Here is a 26,295-nt window from a genome sequence, read left to right on the forward strand (position 1 = left end):
ATACTACACAATTTGGAGGTCCCAGCATGAAACTTTATATGAAGCAAAAAGTTTTTTCATTGAAACAAGACTTTGATATCTATGATGAACACCAAGTGCCGTATTTTAAAGTTGAAGGAAAATTAATTTCTTTGGGTCGTCAATTGACATTGAAAGATGCTAAGACAGGTCAAGAATTGGCCTTCATTAAGCAACGTTTAGCAACTTTAATGCCTAAGATGGAACTATATCGTGATGGTCAATTGATTGCGACTATCAAGAAGAAATTCACTTTACTTAAACACCGTTACGAAATTGAACAAATTGGTTGGCGGATTGAAGGGGATTTCTTTGGCCACAATTATTCCATCATTGATCAAGAAGGAGATACAGTTGCGGTTATCTCGAAAAAATATTTTGCATGGTCAGATACCTTTGAATTCGATGTAAATGAAGAAGAAGGCGAATTAATTACCGTTATAGGTGTCATTCTAGCGATTGATGCGGCTATGGATGCAGCTGAACGCTAATAAACGAAATAAATTAAAATTTGTGCTAGCCCTAATAGGGCTAGCTTTTTTGCTTGGGTTAATGAATTAGTGATGAGGCATCGACCTAGTGATTAAATAGGAGGCAAATAGATAAAAATTGAATTGCCAACTTTTTGAAATGTTTTATTCAACAAAGGGGTAATAAAACAGGATGAAATTGCTCTGAACGTACTTTTGTATTCTCGCTAGCATACCAACAAATGAAGAGCGAATAAAACCGACAGCGGTGACTAAAAACTCTCATTAAAAATTAAGGAAAACCAGAGAAAAACTTTATAAATTCTGAATCGCTTGACTAGACTTGTATAGAGGGAATGTTATAATAAAAATTGGAATATTAGATTGTTTTTCTGTGAAAATTTTTGGGTTTTAAAGGAGTAGAAACATGATGACAAAGTTAAAACAAAATTTCAAAAAGATAGTGTCGCTGACGCTAGTGGCATTATTATTGGTACAGACGTTTGTGCCTTTAGGTGGCGTCTTTGATTTGATTAGTCCACCGCAGACGGCCTATGCTGATAGTTCAACTTCCACCAACAGCAATTATGCGGCGGTGACAGGGAAAGTGTCGGCGGATGGTAAGTCCATTGTTTGGACCGTTGTCACTAACAATGCCCTCTACTATCATTCGGGTGGTATGTACAACTATTTCTATCCAGGGACAGGGCTTGGAGCGCCGACTAATGTAACCATGAATGGGACGGCTACTAGCTTAACGCCGTATAATGGCTACTATTATACTTATAATGGAGCTACAGCGAGCAAGTACACCTATCAAATTACCACGCCAATTACCGATCCGAATCGGGATAACTATACTTTCACCGTGGAGGATGTAGACTATTCGACTCGTTATGCACAAGCGACAGCCACGGTTGATAGTACCGTAACTAGCGTGAAAGTGGATAAAGTTTGGGAAGATGCACCGGCCACTAAGCCAACTGTTATTTTTGACTTATATGCTAGTAACTCAACTACTCCGATTAATTCTTACACTATGAATTCAGGGACGACTAGCTACACCTTTATCGGCTTACCGAAGAAAGATTCTGCCGGTAATGCTATTACATACACGGTTAAGGAACGCCCATTAACCGGCTACACACAGAAAAGCAAACAAAATTCAGCAACTTCATGGACCTTTACCAATACGAATAAGGTAGGGTCAATTAATATCCAAAAAACATGGTTAAATGTTCCGACAGGAGTAACTAAACCGACCCCAAGTTTTACTTTGAAGAATGTCAACACCGGTCAGACTTGGACCAACGCGACCTATAATGCCACGACAGGTGTAGCAACATTTAGTAATATTCCGAAGTTTGATGCGAACGGTAAGCCGTATGTCTTTGATGTGACCGAAACAGACATGGGAGATTATTATGAAACCATTGCTAAAACAGATCTTTACGGAACCAAATGGTCCGCTACCAATAACTATGTGAAAGGGGTCACGACTTGTTCAATTCCGTCTGGAGTCACCTCGGTTAGCAATACAAACTTTTATCCGATGACCTCAACGTCTGCTAGTGGATCATTCATTGGCTTTAATATTGATATAAACGGAACTTGGTCGGTACCAGATACGGCGAAAGCCGGGTACAAGTTTACCCTACAATTACCTAAAGAAGTTAGTGTCCAAGGGGCTAATCAGCTCTTTTATCTGAAGACAGCTGATGGGGCAACGGCTGGTACCGGAACAATAGATCCTACATCGCGTTTAGTGACCTTTACCTTGTCCTCTTATGCTGATACCCATACTAACTTAGGAGGGACTTTTAACTTAAAAGGCCTTCAAGCATCCTATAATGATTTATCTACTGTTGGGACATATAATCTTTCATATACAGCTGTGGATAACAACTGTACGCGGACCTTTATTAACAAAGCTTCAATTGATTATATTAACCAGGACGGTAGTAATTTTCTGTCTATGTTCCCATATGGTTCTAAAGACGTACTCAAGGAAACAGATACAACTATTACATGGAAAATCGTTGTTCAAGGAGATAAAGTGCGTTCATGGGGAACAAATACACTCGTAGTCACTGATACTTTCGATTCGACATATCAAAAGTGGGCAAGTACAGCCGCAAATGGGGTTAAGGTCTATAGGACTGACGTCTATGCCAACAATGGTTATAACACGGGTACTTTGACGCCAATTAGTCCCACTATTACATCCTATTCTAATGGTTTTAAAGTCAACCTTGATGTATCTCAAAATCAAGATTACTTTATTGAAGTGACAACCTTAAAGGCTGCTCCTTCTCCATCGGGTCTTTATCAAAATAATGCGCGATTTACTGACCCATATGGTTATGTTATTGCTTCATTAAGTGGAGAAACAGAAAAGAATGCGGCTGCATCTGGATCGGGTGGAACCGCTGTCGGTAATATTTACCTTAAAAAGGTCAATCAAAACCAAACGGCTATCGCGGGTACAGAGTTTACGCTTTATCAAATGGATGGTAAGACAGTGGTCGGTACCCCGATTAAGACTGATGCAACGGGGTTGGCTTCCTTCTCCGGTGTGCCAATGGGACTTTACTATCTCAAGGAAACCTCTACTGCTTCTGGTTACTTAGCAGATAACACCATGCATGAAGTGACGGTTGATGAGACTGGTGCTGTAACGGTTGATGGTGAGGTCAACACGTCAACAGCTAGAACAACCGTTATCAACTATAATCCGCCAACCGCCACGAAGAATATTAACGGGTCGGCTACTAATTTAACCACCCGCATTGGGGTGCCATTTACATATAATGTACCGGTCAAATTGCCGGGCGATATTGGCCGCTATAAGACCTTTGTTATTAGTGACAAACTGGCAAATGAATTAGACTTTGTCGATGGCAGTGGTCAAATCGTGGTCGATGGTGCCTTCCAAAATAGCATTGGGACAGTTGCTTATGATGCGGCTAGCAGAACGGTTAAATTAACGATTAATGATTTCGCTGCTTTAGAAGGCGCTAGTCAATTAACCATGCGTTTCGATGCTAAATTGAATAGTAAGGCCGTTCCCGGAACAGCTTATCCAAACACGGCAACCCTTGATTACGCCAACGAAACAGGCACTACTGGATCAACGACGACCAATGTGGTGAATGTGACGCCGATTGAAGAGCCGGCTATTGACTTAGTTAAATCAACTACAGCAACTAAGTTACCAGCAGCTGGTCAAACGGTTCCTTACCAATTAAAAGTAACCAATACGGGTAACTCAGATTTAAACAAAGTCACCTTAACAGATGACAAGCTAGATTTAACGGGTAAAACCTTGACAGTTTATAACGCTGATGGCACCACGGTGTCATCTACGGCAACCAATGGCAACTTTAGCTTAAAACCAACCCAGTATGCGATTATCAAATATAATGTGACTGTGACTCAAGCCATGGTTGACGCAGGTAAATTGACTAATAATGCTGTGGCCAAAGGAACTTCACCAGCAAATACAACGGTTCAAGATACGGATACAGTCACTATAACCGGATCAACAACACCATCGATTGCGATGGATAAGGTAGCCGATGTTACTCAAGTTACTAAAGTGGGGGATGTGATTAAATATACCTTCACAATCACCAATAATGGTCAAGTAACGTTGACCAACGTCACCTTAACCGATGCTAAGTTGAAACTAAATGGAGTGAAAGTAGCCGATACCTTGGCGGTCGGTGCGACCACAACATATACGGCGTCTTACTCTGTAACCCAAGCGGATATTGATTCAGGTAAAGTCCTTAATACCGCTACAGCTAAGGGAACGGCTCCAAATGGAACCCCGGTTGAAGATCCAGGAGACGCTACTGTTAACGTCTTACGGACACTAAAGATTGACTTAGAAAAAGCGGCCAATAAGACCACCTTCTCGCGTCTAGGTGAAGAAATTATCTATACCTTTACCATTACTAACGTTGGAAACGTGACCCTAACAAATGTCAACTTGACGGATAAGATGTTGCAACTCAAATCAGTGCCAGTCACTCCTACGACGCTAGCTCCGGGGCAATCGACCACCTATACCATGACTTATAAGGTAACCCAAGCGGATTTAGATCGTGGTTCGATACTGAACGATGCGGTGGCAACCGGAACTTCTCCTGCCGGCTTGATTGTAACCGATCCAGGTGAAGCTCGCTTGGAATCAACGGCCACACCAGCTATCAGCTTAGTTAAAGATGTCCTCCCAACTACCTATGCCAATGTAGGTGATAAGTTAACTTACTCATTCTTAGTGACAAATACAGGGCCAATTACTTTACGTGATGTTCATATTGACGATCCACTCTTCTCAGGTGGGGTGACCTTGGCTAAGACAACTTTAGCCCCAGGTGAATCGACTACCGGAACCGCCTCCTATCAAGTGACTCAAGCTGATATTGATAATGGTCGAAGAGAGAATACAGCCTATGCCCATGGCTTTACAGATACCAACCAAGAAGTGAGTGCACCAGATGATGCTATTGCTGAGGCCGTTCAGAAACCACAACTTCTAACTGAAAAATCTTCCGATATTACTGAAGTAACCCAAGTTGGCCAATTGGTTGAATATAAAGTGGCTACCAAGAACACCGGTAATACTAGTCTGGCTAAAGTTAAGATTGACGATGGTTTGCCAGGATTAGATAAAAAGATTTATTCAGTGATGAATGCGGACGGTTCAATGGAACAAGTCGGGGTTACCAACGGTAACGTAACCCTTCTGCCAGGTCAAAGCTTAATCTTGACGGCTGAATATTATGCAACAGCGGCTGATTTTGCTAAAGGTTCGATTCTGAACACAGCTACGGGTTCTGGTACGGCACCAGATGGCACACCAGTCAGCGCTAAAGATGATAATACCGTTACGGCACAGTCTAATCCGCAAATTACATTAGACAAGTCGGCTAACATGACGAGTTTTACTAAGGTTGGAGAGACAATCCAATATACCTTAACGGCTAAAAATACTGGTAACGTGGAGCTTAAGAGTGTGACCTTGACCGATGATAAAGTGAATTTATCTAAGGCTAGCTTCAAGGTCATTGATACAGATGGCACCAGTGTTGTGAATGCAAGTGCGACTAACGGGTCAGTTCTGTTGGCGCCAGGGCAATCGTTGATAGCAACCGTATCCTATACGACTACTCAAGCCGACGTGGATGCCGGTAAAGTCTTGAATAAGGCTCAAGTGACCGGTCAAGATCCGGCAGACAAACCTGTGACGGCTAATGATAATAATACGGTTACTGTTCAACAGACACCGGCTATGATGGTTAATAAAGAAACGGCTAAAGTTACGGATTCACTTGGTACAGCCTACCCGAAAAATGTTTATCAAAAAGTAGATGATCGGATCTATTATACGTTTACCTTCTATAATACAGGTAACCAGACAATTAATCAGATTACCTTTACGGATGATAAGTTGGGTGTGACCAACCGAACAATTAATTTAGCTGACCCATTATTACCGGGTAAATCATATACTTATACACCAGAAGAATTCTATGCAGTGACACAAAAAGATGTTGATAATAAGATGGTAGATAACGTGGTGACAGCCACGGGACAAACTCCAGGTGGACCGACGCCACCAGCGACCGATACGAATAAAACTTTAGGTGAAGATAAACCATATGTTGATGTCTATAAAGCCACGGCAAAAGTCACAGATAAAGATGGAAATGCTTATGCAACCAATACATTCAAGTATGCAGGCGACAAAATTTACTATAAATTTATCTTGACGAATACGGGTAATCAAACACTTAATGAAGTCACAATTAAAGATAATAAGTTAAACATTGATGTGACACTCAATTTAACACAAGCACCTTACAAACCACTGGCGCCAGGTCAATCGATGACTTATGAATCTGAATTGCCAGCTTATGTGGTGACCCAAGCGGATGTCGATGCGGGTAAAGTGGATAATACCGTAACCGTCACAACTCCTGGGGCTCCAAATCCAGGAACGAATGATAACACGACTCCTGGCGTAACCGATCCAGATGTGGCCGTTGATAAGAAGACGACAGCGGTAACCGATGCTTCTGGTGCAGACCTTAATGGTAAGTTCCAAAAAGCGGGTGATTTGATTAAATATGCCTTTGTCATCACTAACACAGGAAATATAACTCTCAACGAAGTGACGATTAATGACAGTAAGCTAGGAATTAAGGATCTCAAAGTGACTTATACCGATGGGTTAAAACCAGGTGAGAGCCGAACTTATACTGTGCCGGATGCTTACAAAGTGACCCAAGCGGATGTTGATGCGGGTTCGGTCTTGAATACCGTGACGGTAACAGCGCCTAATGATCCAACGCCAGCGACCGATACGAATGAAACACCAGGTAACCCTACGACCGATGTAAGTGTTGATAAGAAGACAACTAAGGTAATAGATAAAGACGGTCAAGATCTTAATGGTAAATATAGCCAAGTAGGCGACCGCATCTATTATGAATTTGACATCAAGAACACGGGGACCACTACGATTAATCAAGTCTTAATCAATGACGCTCGGATTGGGGTATATGATTTAACCGTGTCTCTAACAACACCATTGTTACCAGGCCAAACCTATACTCATAAGGTAGTCGCACCATATACGGTGACCCAGGCTGACTTAGATCGAGGTCAGGTTGTTAACGTGGTATCCGTTTCAGTTCCAGGTGATCCAACACCAGCTACGGATGATAATCAAACCCCAGGTAATCAAACGGCTAAGATTTCAACTGAGAAAACATCTGATGTAACCAGTGTGACTAATGTTGGAGACATTATTCGTTACCAAGTCATTGCAACGAATGCAGGGAATGTAACATTAACCCAAGTGAAGATTGACGATGGTCTACCAGGCTTGTATGACAAAGTTTATAGTAAATACGATGAGAATGGTCAGTTACTTCAATCAGGTTTGACTAATGGTTTTGTGAGTCTCTTGCCGGGACAATCGCTTCGTCTTGAAGCTAAATATGAAGTAGATCCTAATAACTTTGCTGATGGTCAAGTAGTCAATACGGCTACATCGATCGGTACACCACCAGTCGGACCTAATGTCGAAGCGACAGACGATAATACTGTTACCGCTAAAGGTAATCCAGCTATTAATTTAACTAAGTTCGTTGATCAAGATGTGGTAGCCAATGTTGGCGATCTCATCGATTATACCTTGATTGCAGAGAACACCGGAAACGTCGTCTTACATGATGTGACCATTTCGGATAAGAAAGTAGACTTAAAAAATGCTAACTTCGAAATTTATCAAGCGGATGGCGAAACCTTAGTTCAAACGAATGTACCGAATGGTAATATTACCCTTCAACCAGGTCAAATGGTTATTGTAGCGGTGCAATATCGGACCACTCAAGCCGATTTGGACCGAGGGGAAATTGTCAACGTGGCTGATGTTGTCGGAACCGATCCGCACGATACACCGGTGGATTCGACTGACCAAGCAGTAGTGGACGTGGCGGCTAAACCGGATATGGCTGTTCAAAAAGAAACAAGCAAGATAACCAATGCTGCTGGTCAAGCTTACGCTGACAAAGTCTTCAAAGCAGTCGGTGATAAGATTTACTATAGCTTTACCTTTACAAATACGGGTAACCAAACTATTAATCAAATTACTTGGTCTGATGACAAATTAGGTGTAACCGACCAAGTTATTGATTTGACTGACCCACTCTTACCAGGTCAAAGCTATACTTATGTGGCAAAAGAATTCTACACAGTTACTCAAGCTGACCTTGATAAGGGCAATGTCCTGAATACGGTAACGAGTCAAGGTAAGACACCAACTAGTCAAACTCCACCGGTGACCGATGATAACTTGACACCAGCTGATGGTAAACCAGCTGTAAGTGTTAATAAAGAAACGACAAAGGTAACTAATCAATTCGGTACGGAGCATGCTAATCTGACCTATAATCAAGTTGGCGATCGAATCTACTATCAATTTGTGGTAACTAATACGGGTAACGTGACTGTGAAGCAGATTACCTTGAATGATGCGAAGCTGGGTGTCAATAATCTGACCATTGATTTGGCTCAACCATTATTGCCAGGCCAATCCTACACTTATGTGGTAGATACACCACATACTGTAACCCAAGCCGATCTTGACGCCGGTCAGTATCTCAATACTGTTTCAGTGTCGACTCCAGGAATGCCTACACCGACGACAGATGATAATGAGACTCCAGGTAGTCAGTTACCTGATTTAGATGTTGTCAAGAAGACTTCAGCTGTTCAGGATAAGGCAGGTAAAGATTTAAATGGTGTATATAGCCAAGTAGGCGATCAAATTTTCTATGAATTTGATATATCCAACCGTGGTAACACGACCATTAAGCAAGTCACCATTAATGATCAATTGCTGGGCATTACGGACTTAGTGGTGAATTTGGATACGCCACTCTTACCAGGCCAAACTTATACATATGAGGTAGTCAAACCTTATGTTGTCGTACAGAAAGACTTGGACCAAGGTAAAGTGCTGAACCATGTGACTGTCTCAACGCCAGGCGATCCAACGCCAGAGGAAGATGACAATGAAACGCCGGGTGATCCACAACCGGATGTTGCCGTAACGAAGAAGACGACTCAAGTGACTGATGCGAATGGTAAGGATTTATCTGGAACCTATTCGCAAGTTGGCGACTTAATTTACTATGAATTTGCGATTAAGAACATTGGTAATACCACGATTAATCAAGTGACGATTACTGATGAACGCTTAGGCATTCTTAATCAAGTGGTTGATTTAACCGAACCATTACTACCAGGTCAAACTTACACTCATAAAGTGACTAAGCCTTATGAGATTCAACAAGGTGATCTTGATGCGGGTAAAGTTACGAATGCTGTGACAGTTTCGACGCCGAATGACCCAACTCCAGGTCAAGGTGAGAACGAAACGCCAGGTACACAGGCGCCCGCCTTTACGGTCGATAAGAAGACACTTAAGGTAACGGCTAGTGACGGAACCGACCGCAAAGGAACTTTTGAACAAGCTGGCGATTTAATTTACTATGAGTTTGATCTTAAAAATACGGGTAATGTTTCGATTAGCCAATTTGTTATTAATGATGAAAAATTAGGAATTAAAGATTTAATTGTTGAATTACCGACCCTCTTGTTACCAGGTCAAACTTATCGACATGTGGTAGATCAAGCTTATGTCGTTCAACAAGCTGATGTCGATGCAGGTAAAGTTCTGAATGTTGTGTCAGTGACAGCACCAGGAGTTAATCCACCTGTCACTGATGAAAACGAAACACCGGGTAATCAAAACCCAGATGTATCAGTAACTAAGAAAGTCTTCCGTATTACCGATGCGGCTGGCCAAGTTAAAGACCAATATAATGCAGTGGATGACTTAATCTTCTATGGTTTTGTAATCAAGAATACAGGTAACACCACGATTGACCAAGTGACCATTACCGATACTAAGTTAGGTGTAAATAATTTATCTGTAACTCTTCCAAGTCCTTTAGCCCCTGGTGATTCATATGAATACCGGGTAGCTCAAGCTCATAAAGTCACTCAAGCTGACTTAGATGCCGGTTCGGTCATGAACTCGGTGACGGTGTCAACGCCGAACGATCCAACGCCTGGTGAAGACCAACATGAAGAAGTTGGGGGACAAACTCCAGGTATTACCATCGAGAAGACATCTGACTTGCAAGAAGTTCACAATGTTGGCGATGTCGTGACTTACCAAATGGTAGCGACTAATACAGGTAATACGACCTTAACTAAAGTCAATATTGCCGATGGTATGACAGACTTATATGATCATGCTTACCAAGTATTAGATAAAAACGGTCAAGTAAAACTTGATAATGCAACCAATGGTCAAGTGGCCCTTGAACCAGGTCAAAGCTTGAAATTGGTGGCTAAATATAAAGCAAAAGCGACTGATTTTGCTCAAGGATATATCCTAAATATTGCCCAAGCAACTGGTACGAGTCCTTCAGGAACACCAGTTGAAGATACAGATGATAATACTGTTACAGCAACGATGAAACCAGCGATTTCCTTGAAGAAAACATCCAACAAATCCACTTTTGTCAATGTTGGCGATGAGATTATCTATACATTGACAGCTGAAAATACAGGAAATGTGGTCTTGAAGAATGTCGAATTATTCGATGATAAGGTTGACTTGACTAAAGCAAGCTTCACTGTCTATGGAACGGATGGTAATCCGGTAGCTGGGGCTGTGACCGATAATGGACAAGTAAGCCTAGAGCCAGGTCAACAACTGGTGGCGGAAGTGACCTACAAGTCAACTCAAGCCGACGTCGATGCGGGTAAAGTAGTCAATGTGGCTAAAGTAACTGGACAGGATCCAAGTGATAAACCAGTGGAGGCCACCGATGACAACACGGTTACCGTCACCCAAACACCGAATATGTCAGTCGTTAAAGAGACAGTGAAGGTAACTGATTCAGCTGGCACAGCTTACCCAACCGCTAACTATAAGGCAGTCGGTGATCGACTCTACTATAGCTTTACCTTCACTAATACGGGTAACCAATCAATCACTGAGATTAAATACTCAGATGATAAGCTAGGCATTAAAGACGTTTTTGAAACCTTAGCTGAACCACTCTTACCAGGTAAATCTGTGACAATCACACCAAGTCAATTCTATACGATTACGCAAGATGATTTAGATGCTGGACGAGTTAAGAATACAGTGACTGCTACGGGAACCACCCCTGGAGGGCCAACACCACCTACTGAGGATGGCAACTATACGCCAGCCGATGGTAAACCATTTGTTTCTATCAATAAGTCGACAACTAAAGTGACGGATGCAAAAAATAATGCTTATCCAGGATTAATTTATCAAAAAGCAGGCGACAAAATTTATTACAAATTTGACCTTGAAAATACGGGTAACCAAACCGTGAACCAAGTGACTATCACGGATGATAAATTGAATCTTAATATGACCCTTGATTTAACTCAGAGTCCGTACAGCATCTTGAAGCCAGGCGACAAGATGACTTATACAGCGAAAACGCCTTATGTGGTGACCCAGGCGGATGTTGATGTTGATCCTATGAAAGTCCATAACGTGGCAACGGTAACAAGTCCAAATCAACCGGTACCTAGTGAAGACGGTAATGATACGCTAGGAGCAAGCAATCCAGATGTGTCAGTTGATAAGCGAACAGCCAAGGTAATCAGAGGTCAAAATCAAGACCTAGCCGGTAAATTTAGTCAAGTAGGCGATCAGATTTACTATGATTTTGAATTCACAAATACGGGAAATATGACTTTAACTGAAGTGACGATTACTGATAGCCTACTAGGTATGGACCAAGTAAGCTATCAACTTAAACAACCACTTCTTCCAGGCGACAAAGAAGTTTATCATGTTCTAACCCCTTATGTGGTGACGCAAGCTGACCTTGACCGAGGTTATGTCCACAATGTGGTGAGCGTGACAGCACCAAGGGACCCAATTCCAAATGAAGATCAAGAAGACACGCCAGGTGAGCGTAATACTGAAATTAAATTAGTTAAAGATGCTAGCCAGACTTCTTATGCTAAAGTCGGCGATGTGATTGATTTCAACTTCACCGTGACCAATACAGGTTCTGTGACCTTGACGGATGTTAAAGTAGACGATCCAATGTTGAAAGCATTAGGTACTAACGTTGACCTTGCTAAGACAACCTTGGCTCCAGGTGAAAGTACGACAGCAACGGCTAAATACACGGTGACGCAGGCTGATTTGGATAGTGGCAAAGTAATGAACATTGCTACAGCCACCGGTACACCACCAGCTCCAAGTCCGGGTCAAACACCGTTGACTCCACCAACGGATGAGGCAACGAAAGAAGTTCCTGGTCAACCTAACCCTCAATTAAGCTTAGATAAAGTATCTGTTGAAGACACTTATGTTAAAGCTGGCGATATTATTCACTATGATTTCACTGTGAGAAATGAAGGAAATGTTACGTTAACCAATGTGAAAGTCACTGACCCAATGATTAATAAACTAGGCTTGCAAATTCTTCTTGAACAAACCGTATTAGCACCGGGTCAATCAACTCTAGGTCATGCTGAATATCGGGTAACGCAAGCTGATGTTGATGCGGGTCAAATCCATAACGTAGCGACGGCAACCGGTACGACACCTAACGGTGACACTCCTAAACCGGCAGAGGATGATGATACGGTAACGGGTGACCAAACGGCTGCTATCCAATTGGATAAGACTTCAGTAGAAACATCTTATGCTCAAGTCGGTGATAAGATTACCTATATCTTTACCGTGACCAACACAGGTAATACGACTCTGAAAGATGTTCGTGTGAATGACCCAATGTTTATTAACTTGAACATTCCAATCACCTTAGCATCTACGACTCTTGCTCCAGGTGAAAGCACGGAAGCTAAAGCTATTTACACTGTTACTCAAGCAGATTTAGATGCAGGCCATATTTATAACCATGCTTCGGCGACAGGTACCCCACCAACTCAACCAAATGGTCAGACTCCACCATCCCCGGTGGATGATGCTGAACATGATGTGCCAGCAGTAGAAAACCCAAGCATTCACCTTGAAAAAACAGCGACTGAACCTGAATTTGTCAAAGCAGGCGATGTGATTCACTTTAACTTCAAAGTTGAAAACACGGGTAATATCACTCTAGATAAGATTGAAATTAATGATCCACTATTAAGTGGTTTGTCAACGCCAATCCAATTAGATAAGACCACGCTTAAACCGGGTGAAGTAGCTACAGCTAGTGCAAGTTACACAGTAACCCAAGCCGACGTGGATGCCGGTCATGTCTACAATGCAGCAACAGTAACAGGGACTCCACCAAGTAAACCGGGTGAACCAGTACGACCACCGGTTGAAGATAAAGATGACCACGATGTACCTGGTAAGGGTAAAGCAGCGATTCAACTTGAAAAAGTAGCTAATCAATCTGAAATTACCCATGCCGGTCAAGTGGTTCAATACCAATTTAAAGTAACGAATACAGGCGAGATTAGCTTGAACTACGTTGAAGTTAGCGACCCTATGTTGAATAAACTAGGTATTCAAATTACCTTAGCGAAGACAAGCCTTGCTCCAGGTGAAAGCACAACTGGAACAGCGGATTATACCGTGACTCAAGCAGACGTCGATGCCGGTCATGTTTACAACAAAGCGACCGCAACCGGAATCCCAAGTCTGCCAGTGACACCACCAACAGCTACCGATGATGTGGATATTCCTGGTAAGCAACAAGGTCAGTTAGTCTTGACTAAGGATGCAAAACAAACCGAGTACAAACAAGCGGGCGACGTCATTGACTATGTCTTCACCGTAGAAAATACTGGGAATGTTACGATGGATAACATTAAAGTTGATGACCCAATGTTGGCTAAGTTAAACATTGCGATTAGCTTAGATAAGACCACGCTTAAACCAGGTGAAAAAGCGCAAGGAACAGCGCAATACATTATTACCCAAGCGGACGTAGATGCGGGTCATGTCTACAATGCGGCGACAGCGACCGGTACAACACCAAATAATCCGGATACGCCTATTCGCACGCCTAAGGATGATCACGACATCCCAGCTAAGCCAACAACTGGTATCGAATTAGTTAAGACTGCTCGTGAAACAAGCTATGTCAAAGCCGGTGACGTGATTACTTATGAATTCACCGTTAAGAATACTGGAACGACTCGATTGACTAATGTCAAAGTGGATGATCCAATGTTAGCTAAATTAAATATTCCAATTAACTTAGCGAAAACAGACTTAGCTCCAGGTGAATCAACATCGGGAACAGCTCAATACACCGTGACTCAAGCGGACGTGGAAGCTGGTAAGATTTACAACAAAGCTACTGCGACGGGTACCCCACCACACGATCCAAATGATCCGAACAAACCTTTGGATCCTCCAACCGATGAAGACGAACATACGGTACCAGGTGGTGACTTGAAACCAGGAATTAAATTGGTTAAAGACGCTAAACAAGGTAACTTCACTAAGGTAGGCGAAGTCATCGACTTTACCTTCACGGTGACCAACACGGGTAACACGACCTTAACTGACGTCAAGGTTAGCGACCCAATGATTGACGCACCGATTACGTTAGATAAGACGACCTTGAAACCAGGTGAGGAAGCGCATGGAACAGCTCAATACACCGTGACTCAAGCGGATGTAGAAGCAGGTAAGGTTTATAACAAGGCAACCACAACGGGAACACCGCCTAAGGATCCAAACAATCCAGATAAACCAATCACGCCTCCAACCGATGAAGATGAACATACGGTACCAGGTGGTGACTTGAAACCAGGAATTAAATTGGTTAAAGACGCTAAACAAGGTAACTTCACTAAGGTAGGCGAAGTCATCGACTTTACCTTCACGGTGACCAACACGGGTAACACGACCTTAACTGACGTCAAGGTTAGCGACCCAATGATTGACGCACCGATTACGTTAGATAAGACAACCTTGAAACCAGGTGAGGAAGCGCATGGAACAGCTCAATATACCGTGACTCAAGCGGATGTAGAAGCAGGTAAGGTTTATAACAAGGCAACCACAACGGGAACACCGCCTAAGGATCCAAATGATCCGAATAAACCAATCACGCCTCCAACCGATGAAGACGATCATACCGTACCGGGTAACAAACCAGATCCAGAGACGGTTAATGTCAACGTCGTGAAATCATGGCAAATGATTAAAGGAAATCCAATTCCTTCTAAAGCAGTGGCTGTTCTTGATCAAACAGGCGAAAAATTAGAGTTGAATGCAAGCAATAATTGGGCAGGAAGCTTTAAAGATTTACCTAAGTTAGATGAAAATGGCAAAGAAATAAATTACACCGTTTCTGAAGTGAAGATGGAAGGATTTACCACTAAGATTTCTGGTGACATGAAGGCTGGCTTTGTCATTCTGAACGTGGAAGATATTCCAAATATTCCAATTCCAGAACCAACACCTCCAGCACCAGGCGCTCCTAGCAAGGCAGTCGGCGATGCAAGTGGATCAAATCAAGCATTGACGAGAACATTAAAAGACATTAAAGAAAGCTTTAGCTTTGTAATTAAGGCGGATATTAAAGCCAATATGAATCTTGAACAATTTGCGATTAAGGATCAATTGGAACCTGTCTTTGCTGTAAATGGTGTTCAAATTCGCTTGAACGGATCTGGGGCAAAAGAAGCAATTGATAAGTTTAATGAAGCTAAAGATAAGCTCAAAGACTTAGAAAAACAATTAGCTGACCTAGAATCAACCACTGAAGCAGCTACATCTGAAGCGGCAACTACTGCAGATAATAGTCAGGAAATCGCGGCCCTAAAACAACAGATTACTGAGCTAGAGACGCAACGAACTGCTTTAACTAGCCAAGCCGATAGTCAAAATGCTCAGTTAGAAGCAGACTACCAAGCTCAACTAGCAAATTACCAAGCTGCATTGGCTAATTACCAAGCTGCTGTAAATCAAGCCAGCGCGATTCAAGCACAAATTGATGCAGCGCTAGCTGCTGATCCAACCGCCGATGTATCTGGGCTTCAAGCCTCTATGCCAGCGATTCCGGCTCAACCGGTTGCTCCGGCTCAGCCAGCTTACGCGACAACGGATACTTCAGCGATAGATCAACAAATTCAAGCAGCCCAAGCTAAATTGCAAGCCTTGCAATCACCGGATGCAACCAGTCAAGCCGAAACAAGTCAAACGACAAGTGAACCGGCCAAGACTCCGAAAGAATTACAAGATGAAATCGATAAGTTGAAGAAAGAAATGACTGAAAAACTTGAACCGAAAGCTAAAGCCGCTGAGAAAGTTCTTCAAGCGGGTAATGATGCAACGAAACTTGGCTCACTATCAGTCAATGGTAATACGGTGAACTTCAATATTACCGATAAAGACATCTTGAAAGTCTTAGAAGGATACCAAATCACGATGGTAATTCAAGCTTCAATTAAGGATGGCGCTGATTTAAGTGCTTATACTAAGCATAATGTAGCGGTCATTCCGAACCAAGCCCAAGTCGAGTTTGATCATAAACCAGTTGCAACCAATACAGTCTTTGTGATTGTGCCGCCGGAACATGACAAACCGACCGAACCAAAACCAGAAAATCCTGTAACAGAAACAACGACAACAACGACTAAACCAACTCCAGAACCTTCACCGAGTCCTGGCGGCGGTGGTGGTGTCCCTGGACCTTCAGGCGGAGGCGGCGGACAACCTAAGGGTGACTTGCCAGCCACTGGTGAAGAGTCCTTACCAATTGTCTTAGTTTCTTGGTTATTGATTGGTTTAGGAAGTCAATTGATTCTTCGCCCAAGCAATAAGCGTAAAGGCGAATAAAAGCTCTGAATAATAAGTTAGACTAAGGTCTCACTCATTTGAAGGAACAGAGAATCCCCGATTATTCGTAATGAATAATCGGGGATTTTTTAATGAAACATGGCTGAGGATAAGGTTTTTCTTGAAGACTGATAAATCTTTATCAATAATTCAATTGATGAAACGGTTTTCAAAAGCTATAATAAAGCTACAAATAACTATTGGAGGGAACAGCATGAGCCAAGCTTTAGATCAATTTTTACAAGCATCATTGCAAGATAAGAAAGATCGAGGATTATATAATGAAATTCAAATCCTAGATGGTGCTAACGGACCGATTATTGAAATTGAAGGAAAATCATTGATTAACCTTTCATCTAATAACTACTTAGGATTAGCGACTCATCCACGTCTTAAAGCTGCTAACCATGTCGCTGTTGAAGAGTTCGGGGTAGGGGCTGGAGCGGTCCGGACCATTAATGGAACCTTGGATATTCACCGTCAATTAGAAGCAAAAATTGCTCAATTGAAAGGGACTGAAGCCGCTATTGCTTTCCAATCAGGTTTTAACTGCAATATGGGGGCTATCTCAGCTGTTATGAATAAGAAAGATGCCATTTTATCGGATGAATTGAACCATGCTTCAATCATCGATGGTTGTCGTTTATCTGGGGCTAAAATCATTCGCGTAAAACACTCAGATATGGACGATTTAAGAGCTAAAGCTAAAGAAGCACGTGAATCAGGCTTATATGAAAAAATTATGTATATTACTGATGGTGTATTCTCTATGGATGGCGATATTGCCTTACTTCCACAAGCAGTAGAAATTGCTAAAGAATTTGACCTCATCACCTATGTAGATGATGCGCATGGATCAGGTGTTATGGGTAAAGGGGCAGGTACGGTCCATCACTTTGGCCTTGAAAAAGACATCGACTTCCAAATTGGAACTTTATCCAAAGCTATTGGGGTTGTTGGTGGTTATGTAGCCGGTAGCAAAGACCTAATTGATTGGTTGAAAGTAGCGGCACGTCCATTCTTATTCTCAACTTCTTTAACTCCAGGAGATGCAGCCGCTGCCATGGAAGCCATCGATATTATGATGGAATCAACTGAACTTAATGAGAAATTATGGCAAAATGGCGATTATTTGAAAGAGAAATTACAGGCTTTAGGCTTTAATATTGGACATTCAGAAGCGCCAATCACTCCAGTCATTATCGGGGATGAAAAGATGGCCCAAGAATTCTCGAAACGTTTGTACCAAGAAGGCGTGTATGCTAAAGCTATCGTTTTCCCAACCGTTCCTTTAGGAACTGGTCGGGTTCGTAATATGCCAACAGCGGCGCATACCAAAGAAATGCTGGATCAAGCGGTGGCTATTTATGAACGTGTCGGCAAAGAAATGGGAATTATCTAATTTAAAAGGAGCATAACGAAGACATGAAGAAAATTTTGGTAACCGGAGCCCTAGGACAAATTGGTTCAGAATTAGTAGGTAAATTACGTGAAATTTATGGTCAAGACAATGTCGTAGCAACTGACATCCGTCAAGTTGAAGGCCATCCTGTTTGCGAAACAGGCATCTTCGAACTTTTAGATGTTCTAGATTATGAACGTTTTTTAGCGATTGCTCGCCAATATGAAGTGGATACCGTGATGCATTTAGCGGCCTTATTGTCAGCGGTTGCTGAAGCAAAGCCACAATTAGCTTGGGATATCAACATGGATGGTTTGGTTAATGCCCTAGAAGTGGCTCGTGAATTAAACTTACAATTCTTCACTCCATCTTCAATTGGTGCCTTTGGACCATCCACTCCTAAAGATGCGACGCCTCAAGACACCCTACAACGGCCAACGACCATGTATGGTGTGACCAAAGTGTCAGGCGAGTTATTGTGTGATTACTACCATACTCGCTTTGGTGTGGACACTCGTGGTGTGCGCTTCCCTGGCTTGATTTCCAATGTCGCTCTTCCAGGTGGAGGAACCACTGATTACGCTGTAGATATTTTCTACCAAGCAGTTAAAGCTAACCAATATGAAAGCTTTATTGGAGCTGGTACGCAGATGGATATGATGTATATGCCAGATGCCCTACAAGCCATTGTAGACTTGATGGAAGCTGATGAAAGTAAACTAGTACATCGCAATGCCTTCAATATTACCGCAATGAGTTTTGATCCAGAAGAAATTGCAGCGGCTATTCGTAAAGAATTGCCAGACTTCAAATTGACTTACAAAGTTGATCCAGTCCGTCAAGCCATTGCGGACTCTTGGCCAAATAGCTTGGATATCACTGCCGCTCAAGAAGAATGGGGCTTTAAAGCACAATATGATTTAGAGGCTATGGTGAAAGATATGTTGGCTAAATTACGCGTTAAACTTGGTGACGAAGCTAAATATTAAGCTTTTGTTAGGGGGAAAACATTACAAGAGGCTAGCCTGTCCGAGGTCGAAAGATGACTGGTGATTAGGCGGCTTCTTTTTTTGCATTATTATTCCAGAAGGAGCGGCTTATCCGTAAAAAATGGTACCAACATTACTGAAAAAGCAATATTAAAGCCTATGGACTTTCGGTATAATAAGACTATTGAGATTGATTGAAGGGATTTGTAAAAACATGAATTGGCACAAGTGGCAGCAAAAATGGCATAGCTTACGAATTAAGAATGTCTATTTTATCGTGAATGCATATTTGGTTTATGCAATCTTAATCCATTGGTTATTTCCTATGGAAAGTATTTATTTAAAGTTAAGTAAAACAACACCGCTAATGAATTTTGTTCTCATGATGCTAGCCTTAGGCTATGGCTTTTACACGCTAGAAGAAAGCGACAGTCGTTGGCGAAATAAAGATTTGTTTGTAGTCTTAATCGCCATTTTCTTGGGTCAGGCCATGCTGATGAGTCCTTCGATTTTAATGATTTTAGGCTTATTTGTAATTGGCTTGGCGATTTATCTCAAGCTTTACCTAGATCAAGCTGATTATCGGGTGCTTCTGCCCCTAGCTATGTTGGCAAGTTTGCCGCACATGTTCAACTTGTTATATCATGGTCCAGGTGTGGCTTTGAGCGCGTTTCAGTTTGAACTCGATAAGTTAAATGGCCGTCAAGTGAGCTTTTTAATTTTTAGTATGATTTGTTGTAGCTTACTTATTCCGCTAGCCCATCATATTGTTGGGAAACTTGATTCTATCGAGCTATCAATTAGAACTCAACGGTGGATTAAATTGAGTATCGGTATGCTGATTTTAGCCTATGTAGGTTATTTAAGTTGGGCTATGGCAGCAAAAGTGACAACTTTTGGTTCGTCTACTTTTGACATGGGAATCTTCACCCAAATGTTTGCGAATATGAAATGCGGCTTAGGGCCGGTGACCACCCTTGAACGAGATCGCTTATTATCGCATTTTTCCGTCCACGTTTCACCTATTTATTATTTAATGTTGCCTTTCTATGCTTTGTTTCCGTCGGGGGAAACTTTGCAAGTTTTACAAGTTATTACTGTATTTTCAGCAGTAATTCCTTTGAAGTTGTGCTTAAGTCGTTTGAAACTCCCTACTTGGGCCCACTGGCTTGTGTTGATTCTCTTTACTGTAACACCAGCCATGACGACAGCGGGCTCTTACGATTTACACGAGAATTGTTTCCTAGTACCCCTTTGTTTATGGTTACTCTATGCCAACTTGGCTAATTGGCGTTGGCGTTTGGCTTTAATTGTCGGCATAACCTTAATGGTGAAAGAAGACGCTATTATTTATGTCATGGCGATTGGTTTGTTTGCTATTCTCCAAAAGCGATTCCCTCAACAAGCAAAAGATCGTCGCTTAAAAGCAGTTCTTCAATTACTTGTGCCAATTATTTATTTTGGAGCCTGTCTTTACTATTTAACGCATTATGGAGATGGAGCCATGGTGACTCGTTTTGACAATCTTCTTCTGCCGAATCAAGCGGGCTTATCAGCGGTCTTGACGAATATCATCCTCAACCCAACTTATAGTTTAGTGAGCCTCTTTACCCAAACGAAGCTCACCTATCTTCTACTCTTATTAGCGGGAATGGCTTTTATGCCACTTTTCCAAAGAGAGTGGCAAAACTTTATCTTATTAATTCCTCTGGTTGTCATCAACTTGCTATCCGATTATCCGTATCAAGCTGATTTTCATTTCCAATATAGCTACGGATCCAATGTCTTAGTCTTATTTATGGCTTGTCTAGCATTTGAAGCTCTGTATCTCAAGCAGGCAGAGCAATCCAATGCCATGCAAGCGAAGGGGCGGTTATTGAGCGTTTTACTAGCGTCTCTCATCTTGTCAGCGGGCCTTTTACACGGATACTTAGGTCCTTTAACCGACAATTTAAGAGCCTATCAGTCGGATCCGACTCACTATCAAGCTATCCGCCAAGACCTTGCTAAAGTGTCTCGTAATCAACGAATCTTGGCTTTTGCTTATTACACAGTCGAACTACAAGAAACCAAGGAACTTTACGACATTTTTTATCACAACAAGCGTGAAGTTGACCCAACGATTGACAGTGTTATCTTGCCAAGATCTTACATGACTGGATCCAGTGTTGAAGCCGAAGTTGTTAGCAAGTATCTTAAAGCAGGTTATAAAGAAACCGCTGAATCGACTAATGAAGTGGTTATTTTGAAGAAATAATTAAGGTTGGTCGCAAATCTTTTACAAAATAATCCTATTTATTAGTTAGATATTTGTTATACTAGGGAAGATAAAAGGCTTTGGTTAATGCCTATAGATTAAAGAGATTAGAGGAAATGATATGTCAAAAAAAGAATTCTTCCGTGAAGTTGTAAGTTTCATTTTTACTTTTTTGTGTGTCTTTGCAGTGTTCTGGGCGGTAAAAACCTATGTGATTGAGCCTTTTCAAGTTAAAGGACATTCGATGGATTATACCCTAGCTGATGGCGAACGGGTTCTCATGACTAAGCAACAAAAGCTTGAGCGCTTTGATATCGTTGTTCTTAAAGCGCCCGATGATCCAGGCAAACTATACATTAAACGGATTATTGGTATGCCCGGCGATTCCATCCAAGTTAAAGATGACCAACTTTATGTGAATGGAGTGGCGACGCCTGAGCCATATTTGGCTAAGAAGCAAGCAGAATATGGGCCTGAATTTACCAATAATTTCAGCCTGCAAGAAGTTGCTTTTCAAGATAAAGTCCCGCAAGGAAAATACTTTGTCATGGGCGATAATCGACAAAACTCTCTCGATAGTCGTCGTTTAGGCTTTATCGATCAAAGCGAAATTAAGGGAGAGGCAGTGGCGATCTATTGGCCATTTAACAAGTTAGGTCTGTTAGATAAATACAAGTTAGACGACCATGGACAAATTGTTCCTCAATAGAAAAATATCATGCTCCAGCTAAACTAAAATGTTTGGCTGGAGCATTTTTATTTAAGACAATTATCTTTGGTTTCTGGTGAGAGATAGCGAAAGGATAAGAAAGATGCTATAATTTATATTAAATTTTAAATTTATTTTATTTTTTTATAGGGAGTGAGCATGTGGTTTTTTGTCCAAATTGTGGAAAATCCTGCAGTGAAGGAACGCTATTTTGTTCGGAATGTGGAACAGACTTAAGATCTTATTTAGATGTTGAGAAAGATAGTTCCGAGGAATCTCCTCTTTATGTGGGGGAGAATAGCCAAGAAGGGTTATCGACTTTTGTTGAATCTGATCCTAGCCAAGATAAGTATAAAGATAATACTTGGGAGTTAGAAGAAAATCAGCCGAATCAAACTAATAAGGAACCTGACCCCATTGGAGAAGGAGTGGCTGATTTCGCAGAACCGAAAGATATTGTCGTAGAAGTTAAAGAAGATAGTCAGGATTTTCAAATTGAACCAAATGCCCCAATCGAAACGGATGAAGATAATATCGTTAGTGTTGATGAAAGTTTCGAAAGTGAATACTTTGCTGAACATAATAAAGAAGAAAGATCAGAATTTGCTACAAAAGAAAATGGACATGGAATGGAGCCTTACGATCAGGAAGAAAACAGGCTGAGTACCGCTGCTTCACTATTTTGTCCAGAATGTGGAGCCGTTCAAGAAGCTGATGCTGAATTTTGTACAGAATGTGGTCAACCACTGGTAAATGAAATTCCTACGTCGACGCCACTTCCTTCAAGAGTTCAAACTCAATCTCGAACAGAAAGAAGACGTATTTTGAACCCTTTATGGCAGGGTATCATGGCCTTATTAATTTTGGTGAGCCTTGGTGTTGGGAGTCTATACTTGGCTAACCAAAACAAAAAAGAGAAAGTTGATTTACATGACAAGACTAGTCAAGTTGAGAAATCTCAGACTGCGAGTCAAGAAACCTCAAGTAAAGAAGTCAAAAAAATCAAACTAAAAAAAGTTGAAACAGAATCAACAGCAACGACTCAAGTGGTCACAGCAAAAGAATCTGCACTAGCGGGCCCCATTCAAGACGCCTTTAAAAATCAGCTCGCAGATAAAGGGACAAGCAGTCTTTATTTTAAAGCCTTAACGGGTCCGGATGGTCAAGCCCTTACGGATTCCCCTGTGCAGATCGGTGACCAAGCTATTCGTTCAGCTAGTGTCATTAAACTGTTTATCTTAGCCGATCTCTTTAAACAAGCTGAAAAGGGTGAAGTAAAACTTGATCAAGTTTACAAGTTAAAAGCGGAAGATAAAGTGGGTGGCACAGGTAATATCCAGAATGCAGCGCCGGGAACGACGTTTACGTATCGGGTTTTAGCTACCGAGATGATCACAAACAGTGATAATACGGCCGCTAATATTTTGATTAATCAATTAGGTGGTATTGAAGAAATAAATCGCTATATTCAATCGCTTGGTTTTACACAATCGAAGATGGAACGAAAAATGTTGGATACGCAGGCGTTAAATGCAGGGAAAGACAACTATCTTTCAGCAAAAGAAGTTGGCGAATTTTTGGAAAAACTTTATACAAAACAACTCGTTTCACCTCAAGCTGATCAGGCCATGCTGGACATCCTCTTATTACAAATCGACCATGGTAAATTGACTAATCAACTGCCTTCGGGCACCCCCATTTATAGTAAGAGTGGCCAATTTGAAGAGTATGGAGTAGTGAATGATGCGGCCATAATTGAAACAGATAAGGGGGCCTATATTATGGTCGTCTTATCTCAAGATGGGAACTATGATGCCAAAGTCTCAAGTTTACAACAATTAGGGAAGGCCATTCATGAAGCCTTTATAAACCAAGAAAAAGGGGAATAGAAAATGAAATATTGTGTACACTGTGGAAATGAACTCGATGACCAAGCCAAATTTTGTACGAAGTGTGGTCAAAAGCAACCGATTGCTGATGGAGAATTAGTTAGGGAATCCTTTGACAAAATTAGTCAGCAAGTATCCCAACAAGTGGCTAATGTCGATATGACGCAAATAAATAGTCAAGCTAAGGACTACTGGGCTTACTTTAAAGCATGCCTACTTCGTCCAGAAGAAGGGCCGTTTGACAAAAACAAAAATTATTATTTTGGCACACTTGCTCTATTCACGCTAAGTCAGGCTGTTTTATTGTCTTCGTTTGCTAGTCGAGCACTAGGCTTCCTTCTATCGTCCTTTGGCCCCTTTGGTTCTTATGGCAATCAACTATACTCTGCTTCTGGTTATGAGGATGCATACCTACAAGTACTGTTTAAATTTACCTTGATAGTTTTTGGTTTACTTGTTCTAAGAATGGCGATTACTTACATCGTGGCGCACTACATTCAAAAAATTTCGCTTAATTTTCAACAAATTCTTGCTAAGTATGCCAACAGTTTATGTGGAATGACGCTAGTTACCTTTGTTGTTGCGATTTTAACGAGTATCGGCGGCGAGTCTTCATTGGAAATCATGGTTCGATTGGCAATTTTCTGTTTGTCAGCTTCTTGGTTATTTATCGGTCTGATATTGCCTGCTTTTATCTATCAATCTGACTCTGTTCCAACTAAATCGATGATTTCTAAATACTATATTATCTTTGTGGATATCATTTTATTTGGTCTTGTTTCAAGTTTATATATTAGATTATTCATGTAGGGGGAAACATTCATGGCATTTTGTTCAAAGTGTGGCTACCAGTTAAAAGGAAATGAAAAATTTTGCCCCAAATGTGGTCAAGCTGTACAAGGAATAGCTAAGGAAACTACGTCTAAAACGACACCAACTAGTTCATCTTCGGCTAGTAAGGTTCAAAAAGAGCGAGTCGTTAAGCCAGAATCTAGTCTAATGTCATCTCAACCAAATCAAAGTCAAGGCATGCCAACTGATGTTACTCAGACTAGAACATCAACTGAGAGACCCCATCCAAGTCAAGAACAAAGACCTTGGTTAAAGAAAACCTGGCCAATCCTTCTTGGCATTTTCGTTATTTTTTTAGGTGTAAATTATTGGTATAAGAATCGGCCATTAGATGTGATGCCTTATGCGATAGCCAAGTTTCATGGCATGAGTGGCCATGGAGAAGCGATTGGTGATGTGGATTATGAACTATTAAGGGAAAAGTATAATCAGCAATTCAAACCCAATCCTAACCGCTACGAGGAGAATTTTGACTATGCAATAAGGGAGTTTGAACTGAAGTTTGATAAAGATCAAGATCTAAAAAACGGAGACACAGTTAAATTAATCATCGAGATTCCTAAAGAGTCTCAAAAAAGGCTAAAGGGAGGAGAAAAGACTTTTAAAGTTGAGGGCTTGGAGGAACCTAAAGTACTAAAAACAGACCTGATTCAAAAACACCTGATCGTTAACTTTGTGGGGATATCAGGTAAAGGAAGCGTCAAAGTTGATAGTACCCTGCCGGGTGAATTTCAATATTTGACTTTTAATTTCGATAATGATGGTCAATTAAAGAATGGCGACAAAGTCGTAGCTAGATTAAGTCCGGAATCTGAACAAAGCTTATTGAATCAAGGTTATGTTCTTGAAGAAGGATTTGCTCCGACTTTCGAAGTTAAGGGTCTGGACCAAGTAGCGAATCAAGCCAGCGAGATTGCTAATCTCGAAGATATCAAACGAATGATCAATGAAGAAGTGAAACGTCGCTATGAAGATCAATTTTATCCCTATGAAGTTACGCTTGAACACTATATGTATAATCCGTTCCCGACGGATGAACAAGGGAACTTGATTCAAAACGGAGCCGGACATTTTATTGGTATTTTCCGAGTGAAACAGCTTAGTAGAGATGATGAATCCAAATTACAAGAGGAGTCAACGAGTATTATTGGCTTTACCAACCTGATTACAGATGAGAATAAGCAAGTAAATGTAGCCTTAATGGAGCCAACTTTTGCGCAAAAGGATGATAGTTATTCAAGTGAGTCTATCCTACAACTCTTTGAAGGTCTTAATTATCAAATTGTCGACTAGTCAGAAGAAAAAGG

The 26,295-nt window shown here is 41.4% G+C and carries 9 protein-coding genes; all 9 read left to right on the plus strand.

What is annotated here, in order from left to right:
* The first annotated feature begins 26 nt into the window (after positions 1 to 26).
* The 9 genes from EIH20_RS03100 to EIH20_RS03140 all read left to right on the plus strand — a co-directional run bounded on the left by EIH20_RS03100 (position 27) and on the right by EIH20_RS03140 (position 26,281).
* Entirely contained in the window at positions 27 to 509 is a 483-nt protein-coding gene (locus tag EIH20_RS03100; protein ID WP_164470844.1) for an LURP-one-related/scramblase family protein, read from the plus strand.
* A gap of 406 nt (positions 510 to 915) precedes the next feature.
* On the plus strand, positions 916 to 16,890 hold the full coding sequence (locus EIH20_RS03105; protein ID WP_124057900.1) for a DUF7507 domain-containing protein: 15,975 nt from the start codon (positions 916 to 918) through the stop codon (positions 16,888 to 16,890).
* A 214-nt stretch (positions 16,891 to 17,104) separates the two neighbouring features.
* Complete coding sequence (locus EIH20_RS03110) at positions 17,105 to 18,292, plus strand: glycine C-acetyltransferase (protein WP_124057901.1); 1,188 nt, start codon at positions 17,105 to 17,107, stop codon at positions 18,290 to 18,292.
* Positions 18,293 to 18,315: 23 nt separating this feature from the next.
* Positions 18,316 to 19,281 (plus strand): L-threonine 3-dehydrogenase, encoded by a 966-nt coding sequence (locus EIH20_RS03115; RefSeq protein WP_124057902.1) that lies wholly within the window; start codon positions 18,316 to 18,318, stop codon positions 19,279 to 19,281.
* A 214-nt stretch (positions 19,282 to 19,495) separates the two neighbouring features.
* Positions 19,496 to 21,538 (plus strand): DUF2079 domain-containing protein, encoded by a 2,043-nt coding sequence (locus tag EIH20_RS03120; protein ID WP_124057903.1) that lies wholly within the window; start codon positions 19,496 to 19,498, stop codon positions 21,536 to 21,538.
* A gap of 121 nt (positions 21,539 to 21,659) precedes the next feature.
* The gene (gene lepB, locus EIH20_RS03125; protein ID WP_124057904.1) at positions 21,660 to 22,247 is read left to right on the plus strand and encodes a signal peptidase I; all 588 of its coding nucleotides are present in this window, start codon (positions 21,660 to 21,662) and stop codon (positions 22,245 to 22,247) included.
* 161 nt (positions 22,248 to 22,408) lie between these two features.
* Positions 22,409 to 24,136, plus strand: coding sequence for a serine hydrolase (locus EIH20_RS03130; RefSeq protein WP_124057905.1), 1,728 nt, complete (start codon positions 22,409 to 22,411; stop codon positions 24,134 to 24,136).
* A 3-nt stretch (positions 24,137 to 24,139) separates the two neighbouring features.
* Positions 24,140 to 24,946 (plus strand): zinc ribbon domain-containing protein, encoded by an 807-nt coding sequence (locus EIH20_RS03135; protein ID WP_124057906.1) that lies wholly within the window; start codon positions 24,140 to 24,142, stop codon positions 24,944 to 24,946.
* A gap of 12 nt (positions 24,947 to 24,958) precedes the next feature.
* Entirely contained in the window at positions 24,959 to 26,281 is a 1,323-nt protein-coding gene (locus EIH20_RS03140; RefSeq protein WP_124057907.1) for a zinc ribbon domain-containing protein, read from the plus strand.
* Positions 26,282 to 26,295 lie beyond the last annotated feature (14 nt).

Source organism: Vaginisenegalia massiliensis, from assembly GCF_900604935.1.
Lineage (GTDB): Bacteria > Bacillota > Bacilli > Lactobacillales > Aerococcaceae > Vaginisenegalia > Vaginisenegalia massiliensis.

What these genes read in the sequence shown, in the direction of transcription:
- EIH20_RS03100 (WP_164470844.1), top strand. Translation starts at nt 27, where the DNA reads ATGAAACTTTATATGAAGCAAAAAGTTTTTTCATTGAAACAAGACTTT.
- EIH20_RS03105 (WP_124057900.1), top strand. Translation starts at nt 916, where the DNA reads ATGATGACAAAGTTAAAACAAAATTTCAAAAAGATAGTGTCGCTGACG.
- EIH20_RS03110 (WP_124057901.1), top strand. Translation starts at nt 17,105, where the DNA reads ATGAGCCAAGCTTTAGATCAATTTTTACAAGCATCATTGCAAGATAAG.
- EIH20_RS03115 (WP_124057902.1), top strand. Translation starts at nt 18,316, where the DNA reads ATGAAGAAAATTTTGGTAACCGGAGCCCTAGGACAAATTGGTTCAGAA.
- EIH20_RS03120 (WP_124057903.1), top strand. Translation starts at nt 19,496, where the DNA reads ATGAATTGGCACAAGTGGCAGCAAAAATGGCATAGCTTACGAATTAAG.
- lepB (WP_124057904.1), top strand. Translation starts at nt 21,660, where the DNA reads ATGTCAAAAAAAGAATTCTTCCGTGAAGTTGTAAGTTTCATTTTTACT.
- EIH20_RS03135 (WP_124057906.1), top strand. Translation starts at nt 24,140, where the DNA reads ATGAAATATTGTGTACACTGTGGAAATGAACTCGATGACCAAGCCAAA.
- EIH20_RS03140 (WP_124057907.1), top strand. Translation starts at nt 24,959, where the DNA reads ATGGCATTTTGTTCAAAGTGTGGCTACCAGTTAAAAGGAAATGAAAAA.